The 26808-nt window shown below is 39.9% G+C and carries 24 protein-coding genes; 7 read left to right on the top strand and 17 right to left on the bottom strand.

Going from position 1 to position 26808, the window contains the following annotated elements; genetic code table 11:
• Positions 1-180: HvfA family oxazolone/thioamide-modified RiPP metallophore (locus tag N523_RS19545; protein WP_036959825.1), on the bottom strand; the 180-nt coding region annotated here is incomplete at its 3' end.
• Between the two features lie 188 nt (positions 181-368).
• On the opposite strand from N523_RS19545, the gene N523_RS0111095 reads away from it, so the two are divergent.
• Positions 369-1349, top strand: coding sequence for a tRNA-dihydrouridine synthase (locus N523_RS0111095; RefSeq protein WP_028835056.1), 981 nt, complete (start codon positions 369-371; stop codon positions 1347-1349).
• Between the two features lie 59 nt (positions 1350-1408).
• Entirely contained in the window at positions 1409-1735 is a 327-nt protein-coding gene (locus tag N523_RS0111090) for a TraR/DksA family transcriptional regulator (protein ID WP_013465198.1), read from the top strand.
• Between the two features lie 14 nt (positions 1736-1749).
• On the opposite strand, the gene N523_RS0111085 is transcribed toward N523_RS0111090, so the two are convergent.
• The 9 genes from N523_RS0111085 to pyrC all read right to left on the bottom strand — a co-directional run bounded on the left by N523_RS0111085 (position 1750) and on the right by pyrC (position 10347).
• Positions 1750-2793: a hypothetical protein gene (locus N523_RS0111085; RefSeq protein WP_028835055.1), complete on the bottom strand. Its 1044-nt coding sequence runs from the start codon at positions 2791-2793 to the stop codon at positions 1750-1752.
• A gap of 61 nt (positions 2794-2854) precedes the next feature.
• Complete coding sequence (locus tag N523_RS0111080; protein ID WP_028835054.1) at positions 2855-4114, bottom strand: tetratricopeptide repeat protein; 1260 nt, start codon at positions 4112-4114, stop codon at positions 2855-2857.
• An 11-nt stretch (positions 4115-4125) separates the two neighbouring features.
• Positions 4126-4743: an energy transducer TonB gene (locus tag N523_RS0111075; RefSeq protein ID WP_008109338.1), complete on the bottom strand. Its 618-nt coding sequence runs from the start codon at positions 4741-4743 to the stop codon at positions 4126-4128.
• Positions 4743-5147 (bottom strand): ExbD/TolR family protein, encoded by a 405-nt coding sequence (locus N523_RS0111070; RefSeq protein ID WP_006792384.1) that lies wholly within the window; start codon positions 5145-5147, stop codon positions 4743-4745. The genes N523_RS0111075 and N523_RS0111070 overlap by 1 nt, the downstream gene beginning before the upstream one ends.
• A 14-nt stretch (positions 5148-5161) precedes the next feature.
• Complete coding sequence (locus N523_RS0111065; protein ID WP_008109346.1) at positions 5162-5686, bottom strand: MotA/TolQ/ExbB proton channel family protein; 525 nt, start codon at positions 5684-5686, stop codon at positions 5162-5164.
• Entirely contained in the window at positions 5686-7050 is a 1365-nt protein-coding gene (locus tag N523_RS0111060) for a MotA/TolQ/ExbB proton channel family protein (protein ID WP_028835053.1), read from the bottom strand. Before N523_RS0111060 ends, N523_RS0111065 begins: the two co-directional genes overlap by 1 nt.
• Before the next feature lie 6 nt (positions 7051-7056).
• Positions 7057-7827 (bottom strand): DUF3450 domain-containing protein, encoded by a 771-nt coding sequence (locus N523_RS0111055; RefSeq protein WP_013465204.1) that lies wholly within the window; start codon positions 7825-7827, stop codon positions 7057-7059.
• A gap of 855 nt (positions 7828-8682) precedes the next feature.
• Positions 8683-8886, bottom strand: a complete 204-nt coding sequence (locus tag N523_RS0111050; protein WP_004588138.1) for a cold-shock protein — start codon at positions 8884-8886, stop codon at positions 8683-8685.
• 420 nt (positions 8887-9306) lie between these two features.
• Positions 9307-10347, bottom strand: a complete 1041-nt coding sequence (gene pyrC, locus N523_RS0111045) for a dihydroorotase (RefSeq protein WP_028835052.1) — start codon at positions 10345-10347, stop codon at positions 9307-9309.
• Between the two features lie 206 nt (positions 10348-10553).
• Between pyrC and N523_RS0111040 the strand changes: the two genes are divergently transcribed.
• The 3 genes from N523_RS0111040 (at position 10554) to N523_RS0111030 (ending at position 15341) form a co-directional block, all read left to right on the top strand.
• Positions 10554-12923 (top strand): bifunctional diguanylate cyclase/phosphodiesterase, encoded by a 2370-nt coding sequence (locus tag N523_RS0111040; protein WP_028835051.1) that lies wholly within the window; start codon positions 10554-10556, stop codon positions 12921-12923.
• A 711-nt stretch (positions 12924-13634) separates the two neighbouring features.
• Positions 13635-14522, top strand: coding sequence for a LysR family transcriptional regulator (locus N523_RS0111035; protein ID WP_008114241.1), 888 nt, complete (start codon positions 13635-13637; stop codon positions 14520-14522).
• 54 nt (positions 14523-14576) lie between these two features.
• The gene (locus N523_RS0111030) at positions 14577-15341 is read left to right on the top strand and encodes a YdcF family protein (protein WP_028835050.1); all 765 of its coding nucleotides are present in this window, start codon (positions 14577-14579) and stop codon (positions 15339-15341) included.
• A 130-nt stretch (positions 15342-15471) separates the two neighbouring features.
• On the opposite strand, the gene N523_RS0111025 is transcribed toward N523_RS0111030, so the two are convergent.
• Both N523_RS0111025 and N523_RS0111020 read right to left on the bottom strand, forming a co-directional pair.
• Positions 15472-16041, bottom strand: a complete 570-nt coding sequence (locus tag N523_RS0111025) for a DedA family protein (RefSeq protein ID WP_013465211.1) — start codon at positions 16039-16041, stop codon at positions 15472-15474.
• 336 nt (positions 16042-16377) lie between these two features.
• Positions 16378-17130 carry a Nif3-like dinuclear metal center hexameric protein gene (locus N523_RS0111020; protein ID WP_028835049.1) on the bottom strand — a complete coding sequence of 251 codons (753 nt, stop codon included), beginning with the start codon at positions 17128-17130 and terminating at the stop codon, positions 16378-16380.
• A gap of 150 nt (positions 17131-17280) precedes the next feature.
• Here N523_RS0111020 and N523_RS0111015 point away from each other — a divergent pair, with 150 nt between their 5' ends.
• On the top strand, positions 17281-17643 hold the full coding sequence (locus N523_RS0111015; RefSeq protein WP_013465213.1) for a hypothetical protein: 363 nt from the start codon (positions 17281-17283) through the stop codon (positions 17641-17643).
• 32 nt (positions 17644-17675) lie between these two features.
• Here the strand turns inward: N523_RS0111015 and N523_RS0111010 are convergent, their stop codons facing one another.
• Positions 17676-18152, bottom strand: a complete 477-nt coding sequence (locus N523_RS0111010; RefSeq protein ID WP_013465215.1) for an HPP family protein — start codon at positions 18150-18152, stop codon at positions 17676-17678.
• Positions 18153-18253: 101 nt separating this feature from the next.
• On the opposite strand from N523_RS0111010, the gene N523_RS0111005 reads away from it, so the two are divergent.
• Positions 18254-18829: a TetR/AcrR family transcriptional regulator gene (locus N523_RS0111005; RefSeq protein WP_013465216.1), complete on the top strand. Its 576-nt coding sequence runs from the start codon at positions 18254-18256 to the stop codon at positions 18827-18829.
• Positions 18830-18892: 63 nt separating this feature from the next.
• Here N523_RS0111005 and N523_RS0111000 read toward each other — a convergent pair whose 3' ends face one another.
• From N523_RS0111000 to N523_RS0110985, 4 genes are all read right to left on the bottom strand, one after another.
• Positions 18893-22066: an amidohydrolase family protein gene (locus N523_RS0111000; protein WP_028835048.1), complete on the bottom strand. Its 3174-nt coding sequence runs from the start codon at positions 22064-22066 to the stop codon at positions 18893-18895.
• 99 nt (positions 22067-22165) lie between these two features.
• The gene (locus N523_RS0110995) at positions 22166-22990 is read right to left on the bottom strand and encodes a M90 family metallopeptidase (protein WP_013465218.1); all 825 of its coding nucleotides are present in this window, start codon (positions 22988-22990) and stop codon (positions 22166-22168) included.
• Positions 22991-23084: 94 nt separating this feature from the next.
• Positions 23085-25967 (bottom strand): ligand-binding sensor domain-containing diguanylate cyclase, encoded by a 2883-nt coding sequence (locus N523_RS0110990; protein WP_028835047.1) that lies wholly within the window; start codon positions 25965-25967, stop codon positions 23085-23087.
• A 116-nt stretch (positions 25968-26083) separates the two neighbouring features.
• On the bottom strand, positions 26084-26746 hold the full coding sequence (locus tag N523_RS0110985; RefSeq protein ID WP_028835046.1) for a CatA-like O-acetyltransferase: 663 nt from the start codon (positions 26744-26746) through the stop codon (positions 26084-26086).
• Positions 26747-26808: the final 62 nt, after the last annotated feature.

The following is a 26808-nucleotide window of genomic DNA, read 5'->3' as shown; positions in this document are numbered from 1 at the left end:
TTTAGCTTCACCGCATTTACCTTCGCCGCACTTGCCTTCACCTGCGTCTAACTGGTAACCAGCAACCATTTGCTGAAATTCAAATGGGTTAGCTTGTACATCTGCACTGGCCATACTTGCACTACCAACAACCACTGCGCCGAGTGTTAATGCAATTGAATTTTTCTTTATTGTATTCATTTTTTATTACCTTCTAAACTTGTTGAACATCATTATACAAGTAGACCTGCATAAAACTAAAAACTTTCACATTATCTATTTTTTCAAAAATAACTTAGTAAACTAACTATGAACCCTAATAAGCGTTTTATCAATTTATGATTTACAGGTAAACTGGCGCTCTTTTTCAGTAATAAATTAATCACACTATGAAACTTGTTTTAGCACCTATGGAAGGTGTCGTTGACTTTAAAATGCGCCAACTACTCACCGACATAGGTGGCTTTGATCTTTGTGTGACTGAATTTATCCGCGTTGTAGATACTTGCTTGCCTGATAAAGTATTTCACCGTTATTGCCCTGAACTAAAAAATGCAGGGCTAACTCGATGTGGCACGCCGGTTCGAATTCAGTTATTGGGCCAAGTGGCTGACGTCCTAGCTGAAAATGCAGTAAAAGCAGTTGGCTTAGGCTCCCATGGTGTTGACTTAAACTTTGGCTGCCCGGCAAAAACGGTGAATAAAAGCAAAGGGGGCGCTGTTTTACTCAAAGACCCTGAACATATGTATTCAATAATTAAAACTGTAAGGGATGCCGTAGACGCTGAACACGAGGTAAGTGCAAAAATTCGCTTAGGTTTTGATGATGATAGTAATAGCCAAGAGATTGTCGATGCCGTTGTCAGTGCAGGTGCGAGCAGTATCGCCATTCATGCGCGAACTAAACGCGATGGCTATAACCCGCCTGCCTATTGGGAAAAAATCCCTCCTTTAGTTAAAGATAAACAAATTGCGGTGGTCGCCAATGGGGAGATTTGGCAGGTAGAAGATGCCCTTTTATGCCAAAAGCGCAGCGGTTGCACTGACTTAATGATTGGCCGTGGCGCCCTTTCACATCCTGATTTAGCTCGTAAAATTAAAGCTCATATTAATAATGAAGATTATAGTGAGTTAACGTGGGAAAATATTTTACACCATATTATTTACTCATCCATGCACCAAACCGCCAGTAAAGATACCAAGTACTTTGCCTCACGCACAAAACAATGGCTTGGTTATTTAAAACGTCAGTACCCACAAGCAGGACTATTATTTGACGAAATACGTCGTTTAAAAGCCAAAGATGAAGTGGCAGAGGTATTAAAAAAATATGCGAAAGCGCCACAATTTGATACAAATCATAACATCTAAGATAATCTAACTAGATAATAGCAGTATCACTGAGGACTAATTTAAGGGTTATACTGCTAATGCATCATCAGCAACGACTAAACGATGAAATTGAAAGTGTTAAAGCGACTATATTAGGCTTGCTATCACAATCTACACACCCTACACATCAAAATTTGCTTTGTATACTAACCCGTACCTCAAATGAAGAGTGGCTTGATATAGCAGCTCAGCAATTAGGCACCGAGTATAATCCCTTGATTGAGCGTATGAATAAGCTTGAAGCGGCAATAAGCCAAATTGACATTGGCCAGTATGGTTACTGTTGTGACTGTGAGGAAAAAATATCAGCGCAGCGCTTAGAGCAAGACCCTGCAGCGCAGCGATGTGATCAGTGCGCTAGTTAATAGCGCACTAAAGTTTAATTAAGTAGTTGTGGAGCAAAACTAAACGCTTGCCCTGGATAAAAAAGAATATCTTCAACTAATAAAGTCGCTTCCTCTTCACTTATGTTTAATCGTTTAAGTAAATTTAAGCGTGCTTGTGACAATGTCCAAGCGTGATAATGCACCCCTAGATCAGTCTCCATCATAGCCATATAGAGCAGTTCATCGGCTGGTTCTAATTGTGAAGCGTTAGCCCTCAGAGGTAATAGCGTATAACCCGTTAACCAGTCTAAACCCGCTATTTTCGAATCAGTTAAAAGTAATGTGGTAAGCTGTGAGGCATTTGAGGCTTCTACCGTTGTTTGCTGTTTTTGACTCTGCATTGATTTGAATTTGCTATCAATACGACTTAGCCACTCAAGCGGTGAGAGCACAGCATTTGCAAAATAATTTAATTTACTTTGATACCACTGACTGCCATTAGCAAGGCCTGATAAACCAATGCTGCCTCTTGGCTTATAGTCCGCCAAATAATTGTTTAACTCACTCAACGCTGCATTAAGTTCAACCGGTGTGTTAGTGCGATTTATGGCTTGTTGCACGTACTTTTTTAAATAACTATGTTCAACTTTATTTAGCTTTAAATTACTTTGCTCGGCAGCTTCTAGCTGAGATTTTACAAACCTTAACCATTGCTCAATATTTTTATACTGGGCATCATTTTTCGCCATAGTGAGCATATTAGCCAAAACATTTGTTTGTACAGGCCATGCAAAATAGCGCTCTGGGAATCGCTCAGCAATAACTAAATAATTAACCTGATTGGTTTGCTCTGCTGATAACTGCATTTGCATTAGCTGCTGATAAATCGCGTGGCGACGCTCTAAATAATCATCTGTAAAAGGGAGCTGCTCATTACTGAGCTGTGTAACCTGTGAATTCGGTTGCGCACTTAAAGCCGTATTAAGTGATATTAACGCGCTTTGCGCTTCTTCATAAGATGAAAATATATCTGTAGGCTTAGAGCAAGACGTTAACAGCAAACAAAATAGCAGTGAAATAATAGGCGTTTTTTTCATGTCAATTCCAATAAAAAAAGCCCCAATGGGGCTTTTTAAAAATACTAGAGTACATTAAATACTAAATTTTAACACCGTTGCGAGCGGCTTTATCTTTAATATATGTAGCCCAACCTTTAGCAAACCTACGTGTGCTTGGGTCGTCCATGGCTTTAGTAATAGCAGCATAAGCTTGCTTATACTTACCTTGGTAGTAAAACGCTTCAGCTAAATCTGAATAAATAGTGCCTTTTTTATCAGAGCCAAGCTCTAATGCTTTGTTCAAACGAACAACAGCAGCGCTGAATTTTTCAGATTGTAAAAGTAATGAACCTGCTTTGCGGTAGAGCTCAGCGTCGTCATCAAATTTAGCAGCTTCTTCGTAATACTTAGCAGCTTTCTCTATATCTTTCGAACGATGGTAGTTACTAGCAATCGCGCTAATATTTTGCTTAGTGCGTTTTACTTTCTCTTCTTTAACAGCCTTTTCAAGCGTTACTGCTGCTTTGTAAGGAATTTCGTTTAAAGAATAAAAGTTAGCCAGTACTTTGTATTCAACTTCGTTTTCGAAGTAACCATTCTTGTATGCAACTTCCATAGTTGCTAGACCTTTTTGGTAGTCTTCGGTTTGTAAATAATACTTACCTAAACCTACCCAAGACTTTTTGTCTTCAGGCCATACACGAACAATTTCTTCTGCAACTTTAACCATATCTTGATATTGCTTTTTCTCAAAATAGGCAGCTAATTTAAGTTGATAAGGAGCTTTATTTGGCTCTTCAGATAACTTAATTGCTTTGTTTGCCGGTTCAAGAACCTGATCAAATTGTTTAAGCTCATAGCTTGCTTGCGCAATACGAGTGTAAACTTTCGGGTCCTCTTCACCTGTGAAGTCCATCCAATCAGAATATGCTTGCTTGGCAGCACTGTATTGTTCAGTACCCGCATACATATCGCCCAAAGTTTTTAAACCTTGAGCCTGATCAGCAAAGTTCAATACATCCGGTGCAATCGCTGCTTTCATATACTTAATTGCAACTTTGTATTGCTCTTTTTGAGCGTACATGCTGCCTAAGTAACGATTAACAGTTGCTTTATCAAAGTCATTAGACGGATCTAACTCTTTCAATAACGCTATTGCACCATCAACATCATCTTCGTTATACAAATCAAACGCTTTAATTACTTTTTTACCAGTACGTTCGCCCATGATTTTAGTTTTTGCTTTCTTACGCTCTTCAATTTTCGCGTAATCTGGCGCCGCTAAAACAGGTGCAGTTAATGATGCACCTGACACAGACATAAGAATTGCAAGTGCAGTTACTTTAGAAAAATTTCTCATTACTCGCCTCCTTAGTTGCCTTGGTTAAGTTTAAAGTCTAGTTGAACTTGTAAACCAACTTGCTTTTGTGGTTTCCCGTCAATGATCTTAGGACGGTATTTCCACTTACGCAATGCACGTTTAGCTTCACGGTCAAAGATACGTTTTGGATCTGCGTCGATAACATCAACGTCAATCACGCCACCTAACTCATCAATTGTGAACGAAAGTTGAACCCAACCTTCTTTACCATCACGTGCTGCTTGTGTTGGATATTTTGGTTCAATACGAACGATAGGTGTCGCATCACCATCTCGTCCAAATGCACCTGGACCACTTAGTCCACCGGCCGTGCTTCCCACATCGATACTTGGCATATTAAATGACAAGCCACCAGTATTTGGGTTGCTATTTTCCGGCTGTGGCGGCTGCGGTTTAGGCGGCTGCTTTGGCGGTGGCGGAGGCGGAGGCGGTACACGCTTCCTCTCCTGCACCTTAGATTCAGGCGGATTCGTCATAATTTCGACTATGATCTGCTCTTTTTGTTCCGTATTACGGTCAGCCCCACCAGAGATGAGGTATGCCATGAAGTAGAACAAGCCGAAAGTAACTGCCCCACCTGCAATCAGTGAAAACAGAAAACGAATCATTACTGATCTCCAGCTATTGAAATTCTCAGGTTATCACCCGTCGCTTTAATCTGGTCCATCACTTTAACCACTGTGCCGTGTTTTGCTTCTTTATCAGCTTGCAAAATTACAACATCAGTAGGTTGTTCTGCTAATAAACTTTCGATTTTTGCTGAAACACGTTCAACATCAACTTGCTGTTTATCAATCCAGATTGCACCGTCACTGCGAATTGCAATAAAAATGTTAGCATTTTTTTGCTTCGTAGCTTGGGCAGCTTTTGGTTTATTGACCTCGATACCAGCCTCTTTAACGAACGATGTAGTTACGATAAAGAAAATAAGCATGATAAATACGATGTCAAGCATTGGCGTCATATCTACCGCTGCTTCTTCTTCTTCACGAAAACGTTGTTTACGTGCCATATTTAATTCTCTCTCTAGTGATGAGGCATACTATCTACAAGCTTGGCTTTCACCATTCTCGCTCTTGCCTCAAGGCGTGAGCTAAAGAATACCCCAGATAGTGCCGCAACCATTCCAGCCATTGTTGGGATTGTTGCCATTGATATGCCTGATGCCATTAAACGTGCATTACCTGTACCTTGGGTTGCCATGGTTTCAAAAACCGCGATCATACCAGTAACAGTACCAAGTAAGCCTATTAAAGGACATATAGCTACTAATGTTTTAATCAACAACATACGCTGATCTAATTTTTCAGACGCTTCAGAAATCCATGCTTCACGGATTCTGTGTGCGTACCAAGACGTAGTGTCTTGGCGGGCATCCCACTTAGCTACAATTTCCTTCGTTAAACGAGGAAACTCAGCAAGTAAGAACCAATAGCGCTCAATCATTAAAACCCACATAAGAAAGAGTGCTATCGCGACCACGTATAAAACCTGGCCGCCTGTGCCAACAAAATCCCTGATAGATTCCCAGATCTCCATCAGGACTAGCATTAGGCTTTCTCCTTCTCCGCGTGAGTCGCGATGATACCCGCGCTTTGCTCATCAAGGATATGTAGTACCGACTTACTACGACTTGCAACAATAGAGTGAAGTAGAATAAGTGGTAGAGCTGCAATTAGACCTAGCGCTGTAGTTACAAGTGCTAGAGAGATGTTACCAGCCATGATCTTCGGATCGCCCGTACCGAACAATGTGATTGTTTGGAACGTTAGGATCATACCGATTACCGTACCTAGTAGACCTAGTAATGGTGCGATAGCAGCAAGGATCTTGATGATGTTAATACCCGCTTCGATGCGTGGCGTTTCACGTAGAATCGCTTCATCAAGTTTAAGCTCAAGGTTTTCAACATCTTGGTTTTTGTTGTCAGAGTACACTTTAAGAATACGACCCAGTGGGTTATTTGTATTCGGTGTAGACAAGTTCTTAAGCTGACCTTTGATCTTAGAAGTAGTAAGCGCTAAATCAGCGAAACGTACTAAGAAGATTAAAAGACCTACAGCAAGTAATACAGTGATGATGTAACCAACTGTATCACCCTGATGGTAGTATTCCATAAGAGACTTTTTCTGCGTGTTGATACGTAAAATTGCACCACGTGTAGGATCCACGAATACGCCAGCGTAGTTATCAGCTGAAGTACCTTCTAGATCAGAAATACCTTTTAAGATATAGCTGTCAGGTTGCTTACCTAGAGGCTGGATAGATTTAGTCTCTGGTGAGTAGATTAAGTAGCCGTCGTCTGTAACTAAGTTGAAGTTACCGATACGTGTTACTTTTTTCATTGACGGGTTACCGTCAAGACCTGCAACTTCAGTTTCAAACGTTGAAACTTTTGCTGATTCAGTCATTTCTGTTTGAAGTGAAATCCAAAGTTCTTCTAGTTCACGAACAGTTGGAAGTTCTTTAGCTGCTGCTAATGAACGAAGTACTTCAGCACGACCTGGTTTTTCAGCACTTACTAAAGATGCTTCAATTGAACCAATCGCGTCAGCTGCTGCACGACGAACAACACCAAACATTTCACCTAACGTACCTTGCGCGTTTTGAAGAGCTTGCTCTTTTTCCGCTAAAGTATTTTCGTTTTGTGCATATTCTTTGCTAAGACGATCACCACGTGCTTTTTCAGCAGCTAATTGGCTTTTCGCTTTGTTAAGTAACGCTTGCTTATCAGCACGATCTGATAAGAACTCTTGTTCACGTTGCTTATTGATTTTCCCTTCAGAAATACGCTCTTGCTTTACTTGCTCAAGAATTTTATCTAAAGCATCAGTATTTGCATGTGCATTAAGCGCGGTACCGGCAGAAACAGACAGTACTGCTGCAACAGCAAAACCTTTAAATAGTTTCTTCATTATTGATTACTCCGCGCCAAAAATTGGTAGTTTAACAAGTTCTAGTGTGGCTTGCTTACGCGCCATACGGATCACTTCTTTAACAGGTTTTAGGTATTCTTCACCTAATTCTTTCCACTGTTTAGTGTTGTTATCCCACACCCAAGCGTGTTTTAGATCGAATGATTGCGCTACATAAGTGATACGACCTAAACGACCGATATCAACGTTAATGCTACGACCATCAACATCTAAAGTACCTTGAGAAGCAGTTACAGCTGAACTGTATGCTGTTTCAACAGTGTACGCTTCAAGTACCTGACGGAACTTCTCAGACGTTGTTACAGATGCAGATGCCATGATCTCACGTAATCTTTCAACACGTCCAAGACGAGTTTCAAGGTTAAATGGAACGTCCGCTTTGATGAATTGCTCAAGCGTATCGATCATGCGATACATCAAAGGCACAACGTTTTGTTTAGTGTTATCGATAGTCGCGATTTGACGATCGAACGATGCGATAGACGCATTTTGGTCAGCGACCAAACGTGCTACGTGATCGTTGTACACTTTCATAAGTTCAGTCTCATCAACGATGCTACGGTACTCAGCGATTAGCTCCTGAGTTTGACCATATACATTGTCAATTTTAGTTTGAGACTTAACCGCAGCCTTTTGAATTGTTTGACCTGCTTTTTGCACGTCATTCAAAGGATCTGCAATCACATTGCTGCTTGCAAATGCAAAAGCGCCAACCAACGCAGTTGCTACAAGACTCTTTCTGATTTTAACAGACATAGTTCCCAACCAATTAAGTAATGTTACTTTTATAATTTAATTATCAACCCGCAAGGGGAAGACAACCCTGATATCTTTTAATAGATATCAACTTACCAATAATGCTAAATGCATTAAGTCATGTCAACTTCATGTTTCGCATAACCTATAAATAAATCAGCTTGTTTGTAAGATATTTAAAGGGCTCACACAAAAAAATTAACATTATCGTAACTAACGTGACAAATGCAATTTCAGCAAAGCCAGATATAGTAAGAATACTGATAAACCACCTAGTTAAAGTAAACAAAAATATAACATTTAAAATTAACTTAATCGTGGCTGAAAAAAAATTAAAAATAAGCTTATTTTCTGTCCCGAATATTCTTTTTTAGTGGTTTTTGAGACTTTTTAAGCTAAAAATACAGCTAATCGTTATTATTCGCGCATTCGTCGCATAGTAATAAGGACGTGCCGATTATCTAAAAAGCAATACAAAGGAGGGGAAATAGATTACAAAGAATCATTTTTATTAACACCTGTGTTTTTTGTTTCTACTGATCATTAATATCCTGCCGATTTTTTATATTTCTCCATGGAGAAATATCAATCTTACGCACTTTTATGAACTCAATATAATTAAACTCACATCAAGCAGTAGACTAAATTTAAATCGCAAGGCGATCATTGGCCAACAACGGACTAGCGCATAAAGGTTTACGTTTAATTTGGTATATCGGAGTTAAAAATATGAATAACGGATATCAGAAATGAAAGGCAATACAGAGAGATTAAAAATAGAGTTGAAAATTATTTAAGAATTATGGTGAAACAGGTTAGTGTTTCACCACGATGAACTTAGGTTCACATAATAAATTATGCTACTTCTACGTTCTCAGCTTCAGGGCCTTTTTGACCTTGCTTGATGCTGAAAGTCACTGCTTGACCTTCGCTAAGAGTGCGAAAACCAGAACCAGTGATTGCGCTGAAATGTACAAACACGTCAGGACCATTTTCTTGTTCAATGAAACCAAAGCCTTTAGCTTCGTTGAAAAATTTTACTTTACCAGTAACCGACATACTAAATTTTCCTGTAAGTCAATAATTAAAATTCAGCCATATAATTATGGCAATATCCTCCCTGAGTCAATGCCCAAAAAACTGGAGGTGATAGTACAGGAAGAAGTAATAACCAAACCGGTAACCTTAAACGCAGCACAATACCGTAATTCAATACGCAAAAACTCAAAGCCAATTAAGATTAACACATTAAAATTTTTTTAGCTCTATTAATTAGGATTTATTTTTGAAGTTTCATTGTTTTACTAACGACGGTGTAACCTTTTAATTTTTATAGAAAATAACAAGCAAAATATTGTATTTTTTATAAACAGATTACAATTGCTTTAAAATAGTTTTTATCAGTATGTTTTTTAGCCACTTAAAATAAAAAACCACCTTGAATTTAAGGTGGTTTAAAGTTTAGTGTTTAAATATTAACTATTTAACTTGCCAGTCGATAACGCTCTCGGCTTTGATTGGTACTACTTCAGAGTCACCTAGCGAGTAGCTTGCCGGCACTGTCCAAGGCGATTTTTCTAAGGTAATAGTGTCGGTGTTACGCGCTAAGCCATAAAAATCTGGACCAAAATGGCTTGCAAAGCCCTCTAACTTATCAAGCGCACCAGCCTCTTCAAAAGCTTCTGCATAAAGTTCAATAGCAGCATGTGCAGTGTAAGCACCTGCACAACCGCATGCAGCTTCTTTTTTATCTTTATAATGTGGCGCTGAATCAGTGCCTAAAAAGAATTTTTTATTGCCACTCGTTGCTGCCGCCATAAGTGCTTGCTGATGAATGTTTCGCTTTAATATAGGTAAACAATAGTAATGTGGGCGAATGCCCCCTGCTAACATATGGTTACGGTTGTATAGCAAATGATGCGCAGTAATTGTAGCGGCTACGTTATCAGAGGCACTTTCTACAAATTCTACCGCATCTTTCGTTGTTATGTGTTCAAGAACAATTTTAAGCTCAGGGAAGTCAACGACAACATCGCCTAAAATAGTCTCTAAAAACACTTTTTCACGATCAAATATATCAATAGACGAGTCGGTTACTTCACCGTGGACGAGTAACAGCATGCCAACTTCTTGCATTGCTTTTAACACCGGATAAATATTTTTAACCGATGTTACGCCAGAATCTGAATTTGTGGTTGCACCCGCTGGGTACAATTTAGCTGCAAATATTTTACCCGTTGCTTTTGCCTTTTTTATCTCTTCTGGTGTCGTTTTATCAGTAAGATAAAGTACCATTAGTGGCTCAAACTGCCCTTGAGGTTTCGCTGCCATAATGCGCTCTCGGTACGATAATGCGGTTTCAGTACACGTGGCTGGCGGTACTAGGTTTGGCATAATGATCGCGCGGCCCATATAACGACTGATATCACGTACTGTATCTTTTAGCTGATCCCCGTCGCGTAAATGTACATGCCAATCATCGGGCCTAGTAATCGTTAGAGTTGTCATTTTGCTCGTCATCGTAAAATCCTAATGCTTAAGTTAACTGATCATAGGCATATGGGGTTTTCGAGTAAAGACCTTATTAAAAATAATCCTTAGATACTATATATAAAGTAAACTTTACACTTCACGCTTCTCATTTATCGTTTTATTTTGTAGAAAGGTTAATATTAGGTTAACGTATGTACCTTTAATAATAATTATAAGGCCTACCTTCGTTGCCTATGTCGAACACTATCGATACTACTAAAGCGCTCGAAACTAAAACGGATCAATTGAGTATAATCAATCAGTTCTCCTCAAGTTTATTGCAACTGAATACGTTAGAAGCGCTCTTTAGTTATGTCACCACACAAGTTGTTAATCGACTTGGATTTGTCGACTGCGTGATTTATTTAGCCGATGACAGCCAATCTACGCTAAATCAAGTGGCGTCTATGGGTATTGAAAGCGAACACACTAGTTACCAGTCAGAACGAAAGTTAATCCGCTTTAATGAGGGGATAACGGGCTATGCTGCATCAACTGGGCAAGCTTTAATAATAGGCGATGTAACTAAAGACAGCCGCTACATTGCTGATGAGCGCCCTGCGCAATCAGAGCTGTGTGTGCCTCTAATATATAAAGATAAAGTACTCGGCGTAATTGACTGTGAACACCCAATAAAAAATTACTTTACCAGTTCACATTTAGAAATTTTAACTACCGTTGCCCACTTACTAAGCGCAAAAATAAATCAAGTGAATACCGTCAACAGCTTGCAAGATACCGTTCGGCAACTTAATAATGCGCAAAAATTAGAAAGTAGCCTACTGCAAATAGCTAACTTAACCTATAAAGCACAAAATTTAGATACCTTTTTTAAATCGCTGCATGTGATTATTGATAGCCTCCTTAATGCAAGTAACTTTTTTATTGCTTTGTATGATAAGAAAGAAGATGTTCTAGATTTTGTCTATACCGTTGAAGGCGGTGTACAAACAAACACGCATAAAATTATTTCAAAAAATCAGTTAAAAGAAACAGCCTCTTACTATTTATTAATTAACGAGCGCCCTTTACTGCTTAATAAAGAGCAATACCGACACTATATAGAGCAAGGCCACTTTAAATTGGTCGGTGAACTAGCAGACTCTTGGCTTGGTGTACCATATAAAGTTAATGAGCGCATGAGTGGCGTTATTGTCGTACAAAGCTATGACAAGCAACATTACTACAACGAACATGATAGCTCGCTGTTGACGTATGTGAGCCGACAAATAAGTATGGTTATAGACAGGCATTTAGCTCGCCAAGAACTCGAGCACAAAGCACTGCATGATGAACTAACAGGGCTTGCCAATCGTTCGTTACTAATAGAAAGAATGAAGCATGCAATTTTACGCTTGAATCGCGCTAAAAAAGGTACTTTTCATGCTCTGCTCTACCTTGATTTTGATCGCTTCAAAAGTATTAATGATTCGTTAGGCCATGAAGTAGGTGACCATTTTTTAATTGCTATTTGTAAATTGATTACTCAAACCGTTCGCAATACTGATACCTTTTCTCGCTTAGGTGGCGATGAGTTTGCTATTTTTATGGAAAATCTCAGTCATCGTGACCAAGTAAACGATGCCCTCGCTCGAATAAAAACCGCCCTGTCAGATCCCATTGATATTGATGGTCATTTACTGCAACCCTCTACCAGTATTGGCGTTGCATTTAGCGATAATGTAAACGATGAAGCATTTGTTTTATTACAGCAATCAGACGCGGCTATGTACGAAGCAAAATCATCAGGGCGTGGCCAAGTTAAGTTTTTTAATAATGTCATGCGTAACAAGTTAAAAACACATGCCGACCTTGAAAATGATTTACAACACGGTATTGAGCATGATGAGTTTGAACTGTATTTTCAGCCTATTTTTAACATTACTAGCAGTGACGTTATGGGGTTTGAAGCTTTAGTACGTTGGCATCACCCACGAAAAGGGTTTGTATCGCCAGGTGACTTTATCCCCATTGCAGAAAAAACGGGGCAGATTATCAATTTAGATTTGCATTTGCTCGACCTTGCAGCACAGCATATCGCTTTATGGCAACAACAAGGGCATCGTTTTTTACGCGTTACGGTTAATGTTTCATCTCGCCACTTCGCAAGTTTAGAGTTTGTGGATCAGCTTCATGCAATCTACAAAAAACATCAACTACCTTTAGGCTCATTATGTCTAGAAATAACCGAATCGGGATTGATTGAAAATTTAGAGTTAGCAACACAAATTATTCAAGGATTATCGCCTTTAAAAGTATTGCTCTGTTTAGATGACTTTGGCACCGGTTACTCTGCCCTTGGTTACTTGCATCAACTGCCTATTCATGTCCTTAAAATTGATAAAAGCTTTATCGACAATTTAAAAACCACGGCCAATCCATTGATTGATGCTATTTTAACCTTAGCCATTTCATTAGATCTTATTGTTATAGCAGAAGGGATAGAAAGCCCTGAACAACTCGCTATTTTGCAAAAAACCCAATGTGATTATGGCCAAGGCTTTTTAAAGTCTAAACCTGTTACAGCAAAAGAAGCTATTTTACTAATACATAGCCCTCTTTAATTAATAAGCCAGGGTTGCTGGCTTTTAAAAATCACAGTAATTTCTTTTACGCTTTTGCCAACACTAACTCATGCAACGTCACTCTATAGCTTTTTGCAACCTGCCTTAGAACTGCTTACTTAAGTAAGGGTCTATTTAACCAGTAGAAAACCTTATAATTAGTTTTATGTCACATTGTTCTTAATAAAAATCTTTAACCCCGTTAGCGAATGCTTTAATACATTATATTATTTAAAGGCGTATACGAATTGGTATTAATGTATGCCAATGAGTAGCCCTAATCATTCAATCCTAGCATTCACTGCTTTTTTCAATCGTGTATCCTTTACACCTCAGTTGCGTTTACTGAGCTTTTGCCTGCCAAGCCCTTCGCCGTAAATTTTAATTCGCATTTTAACCTCGCTATGAAACATCTAAATATTAATGTCGCGCTATAACCTACTTATTTTAGAGAGTTACATGACAATAAAGTTATCTGTTACCAGAACAATAATCATTAATAAAAAACTCAAACAAACATGAGACAAATTCAACAATAAATAAAAAACTAAACACTGTTTGACTCAACAAAGTTAAAAAACTTAATGTTCGCAGTAAAAAACACACTAAAGTGCAATTTTATAGCCATCCAGACGTTGAAACGGTTTTTGTAAAGGCGTAGTATGTAATGAATCTGAGCTATACTCACCATATCCATGAGATTTATTAAAGATGATTGACATTAAACACTTAAAAACAATTGCTACCCTTAAAGAAACGGGTTCTCTCGTCAATACAGCCCGCGAACTATTTTTAACTCAGTCAGCTTTATCACATCAAATCAAAGATTTAGAAAACAAATTAGACTGCCAGTTGTTTGAGCGTAAAACTCAGCCAGTCCGATTTACACCTCAAGGTATGTTATTACTTGAATTAGCACACGAAATATTACCTAAATTAGAAGCCACCAAGTGCCGACTCAAAGAAAGCCTAAACCAGCCTATTTCGCAGCTGCGTTTAAGCGTTGAATGTCATGCCTGTTTTCATTGGTTATTGCCTACTATCAAAGAATTTAATAACTTTTGGCCTGATATAAAAATTGATTACGAGCGTGGCTTTAGTTACGACGCTATCCCAGACTTATTAAATGATGAATTAGATCTCGTGCTTACATCAGATATTCGCGACCCTGACAAACTCGAATACGCCCATTTGTTTGACTTTAAGCTGAAACTGATTGTGGCACCAGATCACGACTTAGCGAAAAAAGCCTATGTAACTGCGCTTGATTTGAAAAGCGAAACTATTATTTCTTACCCTATTCCGCGTGAGCGCCAGGATATATTTAAGCATTTCATCCAAAATGCGCGTTTTGACGGCACGCTAAAAACGGTTGATCAAGGTTTACTTATATTTCAATTAGTCAGTGCAGGTATGGGTGTGGCCGCCTTACCCGATTGGTTAGTAACCCCGTATGAAAGCCAAGGGTTAATTAAGTCAATTCCACTGGGCGCGCTTGGTTTAACGCGTCCAATGTACTTAGCGATGAAAAAAGATATGAAAGACAATCCAGTTTATCGTCACTTTTTAAACACCTGTAAATTAAATAACGGTCGATAAACCTTAAACTTATGAGTAACATGCTAATAAATATACTTAACCATGTTGCTCATTATGCTTGAACTAAAAAAAATACTGGGCGGCTTGCTCATGCCGTTACCTTTGTTGGGTTTAGTAAGCCTAATATTACTTATTTTTGCGCTCAAACAACGAAAGGTCACAATCGCTTTATCTTTAATGAGCCTATTAACCTTGCTACTTGCCAGCACCCCTTTGGTGGCCAACTTACTGATTAAAAATAGCCAACCAACCTCATTGGCATTTAATTATCTTAAACACCCCAATATAGATAAAATTGTGGTGCTTGGCTGTGACATAAACCCCAACCCTGCATTGAGTGCTAACAGCCAGTTAGGTAATTGTGCGTTAACCCGTTTGGTGGAAGGAATAAGACTTGCTAACATTTACCCTCATGCGCAGCTGATTGTTTCAGGTGGGGGGTATGAGAAAGTCACCAACAGCGCGTTAATGTATAAAACCGCGATTAGCTTAGGTATTAATAAAAATCGTATTGTGCAAAATCCAAACGCAATGGATACCGCCCAAGAGGCAAAACTTTTAGCCTCAAAACTCGTTGATTACAAGGTCGCTTTAGTCACCTCAGTAAGCCATATGCCCAGAGCAAAAAATTTATTTAATGCGCAAGGCATTAACGTTATCCCCGCCGCAACCGACTACCACAACTTTGCCGCTTTCCCTTGGTATAAACAACTCATACCCAATGCAAAAGCACTACTAGTAGTCACCCAGTATGCTCATGAAGTTATTGGCAATGCGTGGATAAATGTACGCCGTACAATTAACCCTGAAGCACTTTAATTAAGTTAACGCTTATTACGCTGCGTAAATTCCCCCTAAAAAACCGCGATTATTTGCGTTTTACAAAGGGGGTTATGAAAAAATCAAACTGAATATTCGTTTGATAGTAGCGTTGGGTGTTTTGTTATTCTTAGAGGGTTTTAACCTCAGCTGTTTTATTCCAAAGCCGGTACAGTGTCACTAAAAATACGCAAAGAAATAATAGACTTAGTGCTGTTAAATTCTCAACACCTAAAGCATCAAAAGTAGCACCGAAAATGTAGCCTCCACCGACTAAAACAATAACCCATAGCAGTGCAGAGCATCCATTTAACACACTAAAGCGGCGCCAACTAATTGCTGTAAGCCCTACGGGAATGGCACCAATCGTGCGTAATCCTTTAGGATAACGATATAAAAAAATGTAGGCTGTGCCATGGCGTTCAGCAAGCTCACTGGCTGTTTTAAATAATCGACCAAGGCGGCCTGGTTTTTCAAGCCATGCCGCGCCATACGCTCTTGCTATAGCAAAACGTAATTCATCGCCCAAGTATCCCCCCATAAAAGTAGCCAAAGCAACAAAACCAACATCTAGTGCGCCAGTATGTGCAGCATAGCCTGCGAACAAAGGTAGCCAACCACTTTTTAACGCACAATAACCAAAAAGTAACAGATAAACCAACAACCCGTACTGCTCAATTAAAGCTAATACCCCTTCCATTTCATTCCTTTAAAGTAACTACCTTAGTAGCAAGCAAAGTAACATTGTAATTTAAACGAGGTAAGTACAGTGAAAGATCTGTGTTTTTTGCAATATAAGAATGGATGTAATCGTGGCTCTGAGCGTAAGTTGATACCTATTACGTTTATTCAATTTTTTGGATGTATAAAGCCAAAAATAATTAACTCACAAAAAGGATAAAAGGGTATATAAAAAACCAACATACTGGCTTACTATAGTTTGCTAAATTAGCTATTTAGAACGCTATATTTTAAATAACCCACCCGAAATACGTTACAAGTAGGTTATTTATAAAATTACTTTTAAGTCATGTGTTTACACAGGATTGTCTATGTCAATAAATGTCACATCAAAGCCATGTTGCTTAGCAAGATATTCGCCTAATGCTTTTATACCGTAGCGCTCGGTGGCGTGATGGCCTGCGGCAAAAAAGTCGATATTTTGCTCGCGTGAGCTGTGAATGGTTTGCTCTGATGCCTCACCGGTTAAGTAAGCATCAATACCTTGATCGGCTGCTAAGTCGATATAGCCTTGCCCGCCACCTGTACACAAAGCGATGGTTTCAATTTTATCAGTACGTACTAAACTCGTTAGTGGCTCGCGCTTAAGCACTTGGCTTATTTTTTTAGCAAATTCACTGCCCGTTAACGGTGTTTTTAAACGTCCTTTCATCGCTACACTGTTGTTAGTTGGCTCAAGGCCTGCTTCAATTTCAATATCGAGCAATTGCGCCAGCTGTGCGTTATTACCCATTTCAGGGTGAATATCTAATGGCAAATGATAGGCAAATAAATTGATGTCTTTAGCTAAAAGCGCAGCCACACGACGTTTTTTCATGCCAGTGATAGGTTGTGACTCGCCTTTCCAAAAATAGCCATGGTGTACCAAAATGGCATCGGCATTATTTTCAATCGCGGCATCAATAAGTGCTTGGCTTGCCGTTACACCCGTTACTATGGTGCGTATCTCATCTTTACCTTCTACCTGAAGCCCGTTTGGACAAAAATCGTTAATGGTTTCTGGCTTTAACAGGGTGTTTAATAATTGATTAAATTCTCTACGTTGCATACTACTTACCTTACTTTGCACTGAATTTTGTACAAATTTTGGCGGTTATGCGCTAAAAATGAAAGGAAAATCGCAAAAAATTGAAAAACAGTTCTAAAATAGGTATAAATACCTCTTCTTTATCTGTGTAAACAACGTATAGGGTCTCTGATGAGCAAACTAGACAAAACAGAAGTGTTATCTGCCTTTGAAGCTGCATATGAAGCTGCCAACGGTAAAAAACCTGAAATAACAACTAAACCTGGCTGGTATAGCATTGATGGCGGCAAGAACATGCGCCTAGCTGATGTAGCAGAGCTGACTAAAGAATTAAGCTCTGGTAAGTCTACAAAAAAAGCTGCAGTAAAAGCACCTGCTAAAAAAACTAAAAAAGCTGCTCCTGTAAAAGCACAGAAAAAAGCGCCTTTCACCGTGATCAAACAAAACGAAGAAGGCTACACAGCAGAAGAGCTTTGGATAGTTGAGCTTGCTCGCAAAGATCACGATTGCCGCCTACCTCGCGGTGTTGTTTGATCAGCTGAGTGCTTTGTATAAAAGAAACCGCGTTAAGCGGTTTTTTTATATTTATTATCCATCAAGTATTGAATAAACCACCTCGCAACAAAGCCAGACAAAACTATAAATACAGTTCCTGCCAGTACTGGCATTATTAAAAAATCCCAACTTTGGCCAGACTCAATAATTAAGATAGGGTTTGCGCCGGCAGCAGGGTGAATAGTTTTTGTGATTATCATTAATGTTATAGCAATACCCACAGCCAGCCCAATCATAATCGCACTATCAGCACTATAGTAGCTAAAAACAACCCCAATCATTGCGGTCAGTATATGCCCCCCTATTACGTTTTTTGGCATAGCTAACGGGCTCTGCGGTACGCCAAAAACAAGTACAGCTGTTGCGCCGAATGGCGCCATTAACCAAATACCGTAATCACCCATATAATTTAGCCACGCCAAAAACCCCAAAACAAAAGTAGAAAAAACGCCTGCGATTAATGCCGACTTTATTTGCTCACTATGCATATTACCTCCTCAAAAGTAGACCGACTTGTCTACACCTGCAATATAGACAAGTCGGTCTACCTATGTCAAGCTGTGTTTTTACTGCTCAAATTTGGAATATCATGGATAAACAACAACAAATAATCAGTACGGCACTGAGTCTTTTTTATAAAAAGGGTATACACGCTGTTGGTATTAATGAAATTTTAGCTGTATCGGGCATTGCAAAAAAAACCTTATATAAGCACTTTGAAAGCAAAGACGCGCTTATTTGTGCTTGTTTAGTCTCACGTGACATCTGCTTTAACGCTTGGCTTAAAAAAATATGTATACAACCAAGTGCTATGTTAGTCGCACAGGCAATTTTTGCCGGACTGAAAAAGTGGATTAATAATGAGGTTTCAGAGTTAGGGTGTTTTAATGGCTGTTTTTTTATTAATACTGCAGCTGAGTACCCTGTAGAGAACGACCCTATTGCCAAACTTTGCAAACAGCACAAGCAAGCGAACTTTGAGATCATACTATCAGCTCTTTTAGAAACACCTGAATTTGCTCACAATAGAGAAAAAGCAATTGAAGCCACGCAACACTTACTTATTTTAAAGGAAGGTTATATATGTAGAGCGAGGGTGATGCATGATGTAACAGTGACTCCACCTAGTGATAATATTTTAAAAGCGATAGTAGCGGTTAGTTAAATAGGTAAATACAGTATAAAAAAAGCGGCTAAATAGCCGCTTATTAACTAAAAAATGGCTGCATTATTCAAAAAATAATGGTTCACGCTGTTTTTTGCCTACTTCGTTCATGGTGGCTGCGTCGAACAAACGGCCGTTGATCATGGTGTAATCAATTTTGTCTGAATCACGAATGTTTTTCAGTGGGTCGCCATCAATAACCATTAAATCTGCCAGTTTACCGACCTCTAATGAACCCACATTTTTATCTAGGCCTAAATATTTTGCCGGATCGAGTGTCGATGCTCTAATTGCTTCCAGTGGCGTCATGCCGCCTTGGGCAAACATCCACATTTCCCAATGCGCACCTAACCCCTCACGTTGACCATGCGCCCCCAAATTAACAAGTACACCTAAATCTTGTAACTCAGCCGCTACGCGAGCATTGTTAAAGTGATTATAGTGATGATCGGGTGCTTTAACTCGGCGCATTGAGCGCGGTAATAATTGGTTTTTAGGCACAAATTTACTTAAACGTGGATGATTCCATACGTCCGTTTTATCATACCAGTAGTTTTCACCCCAAATACCGCCATAGGCAACCACCAATGTAGGTGTGTAACCTACATCACTTTGTGACCATAGCTGCTTAATATCGTCATAAATATGTTCAACAGGAATTGAATGTTCAATACCTGTATGACCATCGACTACCATGCTCAAGTTATGTTGTAATAATGACCCCCCTTCAGGGACTACCATCATTTCAAGCATTCGCCCTGCTTCTATAACTTGCTGACGCTGCTCTCTGCGCGGTTGGTTATAAGATTTAACACTAAACGCACCCACTTTTTTAAGACGCTCTAAATGAAATTTAGCATCATCTAATGAGTCAATATGCGAGGTATACCCAGGCATATTCGCGCCGTATAAAATAGTACCGGTAGAGAAAATACGCGGACCAACGATCATCCCCGCTTTTTGCATTTCACTCGCGGTAAATATTTCAGTGGTATCGTTTGATGGGTCGTGAATAGTAGTAACACCCAGCGCAAGACCTGCTAAGTTTTTCCAGTTTTGCTGCGGGATAATTTCATCACTGGCTTGTGAGCCATGAGCATGGGCATCTACAATGCCAGGCATAATTGTTTTACCTGTTACATCAATGACCTTTGCCCCCTTAGGAATACTCACATCAGCAGCAGTGCCAATGGCTTTGATATGTTTGCCATCGGTAATGATCACGCCATTTTCAATGACCTTTTCACCCTCCATGGTAATAATTTTAGCGCCAGTTAATGCAATCATGCCCTGCGGTTCAGCCATTTTTTTACTAAAGCCGATATTAGTCCCGCTTTTTACTTTAACGTCTTTATCATCTGCTTTATTAATAGCAAACATACCCTCTAAACTGGCATGGTAAAGCTCAGGCCCCAGTGTCCAATACAGTTTATTGCTGTTGGCACTCCAGCTAATGTTTTCACCGGCGCGTACAGATAGCTGCTCAATTGGAAATTGACTGTCTTTGGGCCCAATATTTATCGTTTTGCCGCGCTCTACAAATGGAGTAACAAATACTTTAAAGCGCTCAGCAAAAGCTAAATACTCACCATCAGGAGAGACTCTAAATTCAGTGGCGTGCTCTGACTCATACAGTTTACGTACTTTTTTACTTTCAAGCTCTACCACACTTAATGTCGGCTTAGGCCATGGGCTCATAATATAAACACGATCGTTGGCACTGCCAAACTGAGGTTGATAGCCACTTTTAGAAATGAGCTCACTTTTTCCGCCTTTAGCACTAACACTGTATACCCCAGGATACAGTGACCACTTAGGGTTTAAAATGCTGCCGCCGCTGGCTTTACGATACACCACGGTTTTGCCATCTGGACTAAATGTTGGCTCTACGTATTTTCCCGGCTCTTGTGTAATAGTGTCGCCACGACCACTGCGTGCAGAGACGACACGCACGGTGCCTTGTTCGTTATCATCCCACGTGGTGTAGACAATGTTTTTGCCATCACGAGAATACTGCGGGAATAACTCATAATGATCGGTTTGCTTAGTTAAGCGCTTTATTTTTCCTGATTCTAAATCGCGCTTGTAAATATAACCAAGCGCTTCAAAAAGTGCGGTTTCACCATCAGGGCTAATTTGCACATTACGCAGCATTTTTACATCAAACTCATCAGTGTCGATATTTTGAGTAAAACGCACTGCTTTTTGAATTTTTTTCGTGGTGTCTACTTTAAATGCAATATCGCTAACTGATTTATCATCGACATTGAGTTTATGAAGGGTGCCACCAGCCCAAAATACCAGCTCTTCGTTATCTGGGGTCCACGCAATAGTCGGATATACGCCATGAATCGCCCACGTTTCTTGCATATCGCGCTCTAGCTTGTCGTATAGCTTAGTATGCTCACCACTGGTTAAATCATATAAGTACAGGCTGGTTTGAAAGTCATCACGCTTTATGTACGCTAGTTTTTTACCATCTGGCGACGGCGTCGGTCTTATTGCCCCGCCCATGCCACTTATAATGGTTTCTATGTCGCCTGTTTCACGGTCATAACGCTTAATTTTATAAATACCGGCAACAGAGTCTTTTGAATAATGAAAAGTTTTACCCGGGGTTGCATCGTGAGAAAAATAAACATACCGACCATCCGGTGAAAACATGGGTTCACCTAAATCTTTTTGATCGTTTTCACGTTTAGTCAGTTGCACCCCTTTACCGCCGGCTTTGTGATAAAGCCAAACTTCACCCGCACCTAGCGAGCGACTGGCGGTAAAATGCTTACGTGCAACTAAATAATCGCCATCAGGGCTCCACGCAGGGCTATTGAGTAATCTAAATGTTTCGTCAGTGACGGCGGTTTGGTTTTCGCCGTTAACATCCATTATCCAAATATTGTCACCACCGCCTTGATCTGATGTAAAAGCAATGTGCTTGCCATCTGGGCTAAAGCGCGGCTGCATTTGCCATGCAATGTCTGAGGTTATTTTAGTCGCTTTACCACCACTCATTGGCATGGTGTAAATATCGCCCAGTAAATCAAATACTAAGGTTTCTCCGTCAGGACTTATATCGACATTCATCCATGTGCCTTGCTCTACACTAATAGATGCATCAACAAATTGCCCTTTAGGTGAATCAACTTGCCATTTTTTTTCATCCGTTTGCTCTGCGTGTGCGTGGCCTAATGCCAATGAAACTGATAACGCGAGTGCTGTTTGCAGCATTTTTTTCATGCTTATCTCACTTATTATTGTTGCTGTGTGTTGATCTATTACATGATTGCAACAAAAACGCCAGCAAGTTACCAGCGTAATAGGATGAAGTGCATAAAATCAGTGCCAAACAATAGGATCAAATTGATAAAAATCCACTAGCAAATGGTAAATTTCAGGGTCTTCACGGCGTAAATCGGCAGGTTTCTCTAAGAATGTTTCGGTGATCACCGCAAAAAACTCAGCCTCATTGGTGGCTCCATAGCTATGTATTACATGCGGCATACTATATGCAACATGGGTTTTTAACTGCGAAAACGCTCGGCTAAACACTCGCCCCCATTGTTGGTATTTTGCCTGTGATGCAAGTAGTGGCGTGCCGGTGGTTTTACCGGTTTCTTGATCAAGTTGATGTGCAAATTCATGAAACACTAAGTTATGCCCATCACTGGGTAAGCGGTTGCCCTCAAGCACATCATGCCAGCTAAGCACCAATGTTCCCCCCGGCCACGATTCACCTTGCCTTACTGTATTATGAAAACTGACAAGGCCTGCGTTATCGCGGCTTGATTGGGGCGCGTAATACGCGCTGGGGTAGAGTAAAATTTCTTTTACGTTTTTATACAAAGGCCAAGGCTTGTTAAGCACCAGCAAGCAGGCATCGGCGGCAATAATGAGTTTCATTGCCTCCGTTAGTTGCAACCCATCGCAGCCAACAAAACGCTTTTCATTTAAAAACCACACAATATGGGATGCTAACTTGGCTCGCTCTGCATCGGTCATTTTGTTGTATATGGGCATAGCACGCAGTAACAACGTGTGTTGTTGCTCACTTAACAATAAATCACTGTATTTACGGTGCCACACGGCATTTTGAATATCAGGCCAGCGCCAAAACATTATAATAAATACAATTAAAACAAAAATTAATAGCCCATTTATCATTGGGTCGTCCTAAATCAAACCATTTAGCTTTAACGCCAAAATACTGCGCCCGTATTATTAAAATAGTAATGGGTGCAGTGAGGCTGTTTTTCAATCACATCACTTCAGTTCGATTTCGGCCATTGTTTTTTGCCTTATACAAAGCTTGGTCAGCCCGTGATAATAATCGGTCATAATCATCAACATCACCAGAGTCAGAAACACCAAAACTCACGGTTACGCTGAGGCCTTCTGCGATATTTGAAAAGTTTTTATTTTCAATACATTTGCGTAACTTCTCGCACATTTCTTGTGCCTGCACTGCACTCGTATCAGGAAACACAAAAGTAAACTCTTCGCCGCCCCAGCGAGCTACCTCTTGCTCACCTTCGCAGTGCGCTTTAAGAATGTTAGCTACTTCACATATAACCTGATCACCTATGAGGTGTGACCAACCATCGTTAATCCGTTTAAAGTGATCAATATCCATAATAGCGATAGCAAGTGATTTATTACATGCTTTAAAGTCTAAAAAGTTATCCGCCAGCCATCCATCAAATGCGCGGCGATTCGGTAAATCGGTAAGCTGATCGTGTGTGGCTTGATACGCAAAGGCACTGGCTTGCTCTTGCAGTGCTTGCGTTTGCTTCACCACTCGACTCGTTAATTCCTTTTCAACTTGTTTATAACGATATAAGCGGTAGCGATAAGCGCTATATATCACCACCACAAAAAGAAAAAACATAAACAACTTAAAGCTTGTTTTTTGCCAAAAGTGCGATTGAATTTCAAAGTTAACGACTTTGTGATTTTGTTGCCAATCAGTATTTGGATAGGCTGCACGTACAGCAAAAGAATACTTGCCCGCAGGTAAGTTAGTGTATTCAGCAGTCGCTATGTGTTGACGGTTGATCCATTCGTTATTAAAGCCTTCCAATTTTGTTTGAAAGTTTAATCGCTGCGGCATAATAAAGCTCAGTCCCGCGTATTGAAATGACAAGCGCGTCACCCCTGGTGGTAAAATAATAGTTTCACCGTCTATAGGTAACGACGTTGGTTTACCATCAACAGAAAAGCTTTCAACAATTGTTGGTAACGCTATTTTAGTGGCTTCTTTTAAGCGTTCCGGTTTTACTGTACTCACCCCTTTTGCGGTAGCAAACCAAATTGTGCCATCTGAATGAGCGGTTGCAGAGGGGGTTGAACCGCCATTTGCTTGTGCACTGAGCATGCCATCACCCTCATCGTATAATTGAAAGGCGAGCGTACCTCTATTGTTAGATTTTGAATCAAGCAGCTCATTTACCTGCTTATAATTGACTTCAATAATGCCACGGTTACTTGATAGCCAAAGTGAGTCTTTAAACGGCACAATTTGAAAAAGCTTATCAACGGGTAAACCTAATTCACGCCCTAAAATAGTCATCTTTGCGTTTGAATGCTGATAACGAACTAAGCCGCGATCGGTAGCCATCCACGTGTATTTATCGTCAATGTAAAAGCCAAACGCATATTGGGCGGCAAATTCAGCAGGAAACTCAACAGGATTAAACACGTCAGTTTGAGTGTCATAAACCACGACCCCATTACCGGTTCCTACCCAAATATTAGCTGAGTTATCTTCACTCAAGGCTAAAATAAACCCACTCGGCAGCTCTTTTTCATTAGTAAATTGGTTTAAGCTACCGTCGGTATTAACGCGTGTCAGCCCCATGGCCGAGCCTATCCATAAGCGATTTTTTGAATCAAAAAGTAAAGATCTTACTTCATTACTACCTAAGCCATTATCACGGTTTAAATAAGGTATGAGTTCGTTATTAACCACTTTTAAAACACCCGAGGTGTATGTGCCTACCCAGACATCACCTTGGTTTTGCTCTAGTAAGCTTAATACTGAATATGGCGAGCCTTGTTTAGTGCCTTTAATATGGCTGATCTGATTGTTTTGCAGCCGATCTAAGCCTGTGCTTCCGCCTATCCATAAACTGCCATCAGAATGTGACAATACCGTACGCACATAATCGCTAGATAAGCCTCGCTTTTTGCCCCACGATGAAAACGGCGCTTCTCTTAACCTAAATACACCAGCATTGGTGCCTACCCAAATACTATTTTCTCTGTCTTGTAACAAAGAAAGAATACGGTTGGCGGGTAAACCATTTTTAGCATCTAATTGCTCTAAACCATCGACGCTAAGCCTAAAAACACCTTTATTAATGGTGCCAAACCACAGATCCCCATGATCATCTTCTAACAAACTGGAAATAGATTCCGCGTCGAGTTGTGGGTGAGGCGATTCAAATAGCTCGCCATTAAGGATTCGTGCCCCTCTTTCACTTCCTATAATGAGTCGACCTTCACGGGTGATTAATAAGGTATATACGGGAGCATCTGGTAACCCTTGTTGTGGCGTCATCAAAGTGGGTTTGTAGTTGACTATTTTATACAGGCCATCACTGGTTGCTGCCCATATAACCCCCTTGGGGTCTTCAATGATTCGATACGCACTGACATTTTGTATTATTGGGATGTCTTGAGTGCTACTAGCTGAACGATAAAACACACCATCATTCTCAAGCGCTAGCCACAAGTTATCATTTTTACTTTTAAATATATGATTAACCATAGCTTGGGCAGGTGGTTGCGTGTCCCATTGGCGATGTTGATATAAGCTAATACCGCCGCGCGCCCCTGCAATAAGTAAACCGCTATCAGATGTAGGGGTTAGCGCACGTACGCCTGAGTCAGGCAAGTCAGTAATTTCGGAGCGAGTAAATAACTTAAACTCTTGGCCATTGAAGCGGGCAAGTCCTTCCCAAGTACCCACCCATAGATACCCATCTTGTGTTTGTGCAAGGCTATTAATGCTATTGTGAGGAAGACCCGTACGTGTATTCCAAGTTTCAAAAAAATAATCACGTAACGGCAAACGAGTCTGCTGTTGTGCGTCAACAGAAAAAATCACCAACAAAATACATAAAATCACTAAGCGATTCATCAGATATTGCCTTTATAATTATAATTATTAATTTTTATATTTGGGTAAGTTTAGAGTGACAATTTAAGTTAAAAGCACTGCTGGCAAATAATAACATAAAATTTACAACTTTTTCATTAATTATTATTACATAAATTATCAAATGTATACTGCAATTGCTTTATAAATTTAGCGACATGAAGCCCATCCAACAACGCATGATGAACATCAATAGCAAGCGGCATTTTACCTGTCTCAGTGTTGTATTGGCCAAACACAAATTTAGGAATACCATTACTTTGACCGTGGGTAAATGCATGCGAAAAGCTGCTAAAGTTTAACCAAGGTAATACAGAAACATGAATTAAATCTGCTTGCCCTTCAGTTGCTGCAAACGCATCAGAAAACAGTGGGTTTAATTTTGTGGTATTGCTAATAGCTTTCGCCTCACTGGCAAATTCATTTAACGACCCGTGTAATTTAAAATAACTAAAGCGAAACGACTCATCATCGGCAAGCTCGACTACACTTGCCCGCGTAGCACTTAAGTAACAAGGTTTTTGGTTAATAATGCGCAGCATCATCGGCTCATACTGATGACAGACTTTTAATAAGCAATAAATATAACTATGAAAAAAAGCAATATTAGCTTGTTTACAGGCGGTATATAACTTTTTCGCATTCAGTTGTACGCACACATTAAAATAAGGCTGAGTGAACTGCTGAAATAACTCAAAGTGTTGCTTTCGAGGCCATTGCTCAAAATCAAGAGGGGTAATAGAAAAATCAGTAGAGGACATAAAATATAGATAAAGTGTAAAACTAAATTTTACCGTGCTTTATCTATATTCGCATTAACTAA

The organism is Pseudoalteromonas sp. 23_GOM-1509m (assembly GCF_000518425.1).
GTDB lineage: Bacteria > Pseudomonadota > Gammaproteobacteria > Enterobacterales > Alteromonadaceae > Pseudoalteromonas > Pseudoalteromonas tetraodonis.
This window is presented reverse-complemented; position numbering and strand designations above follow the sequence as displayed.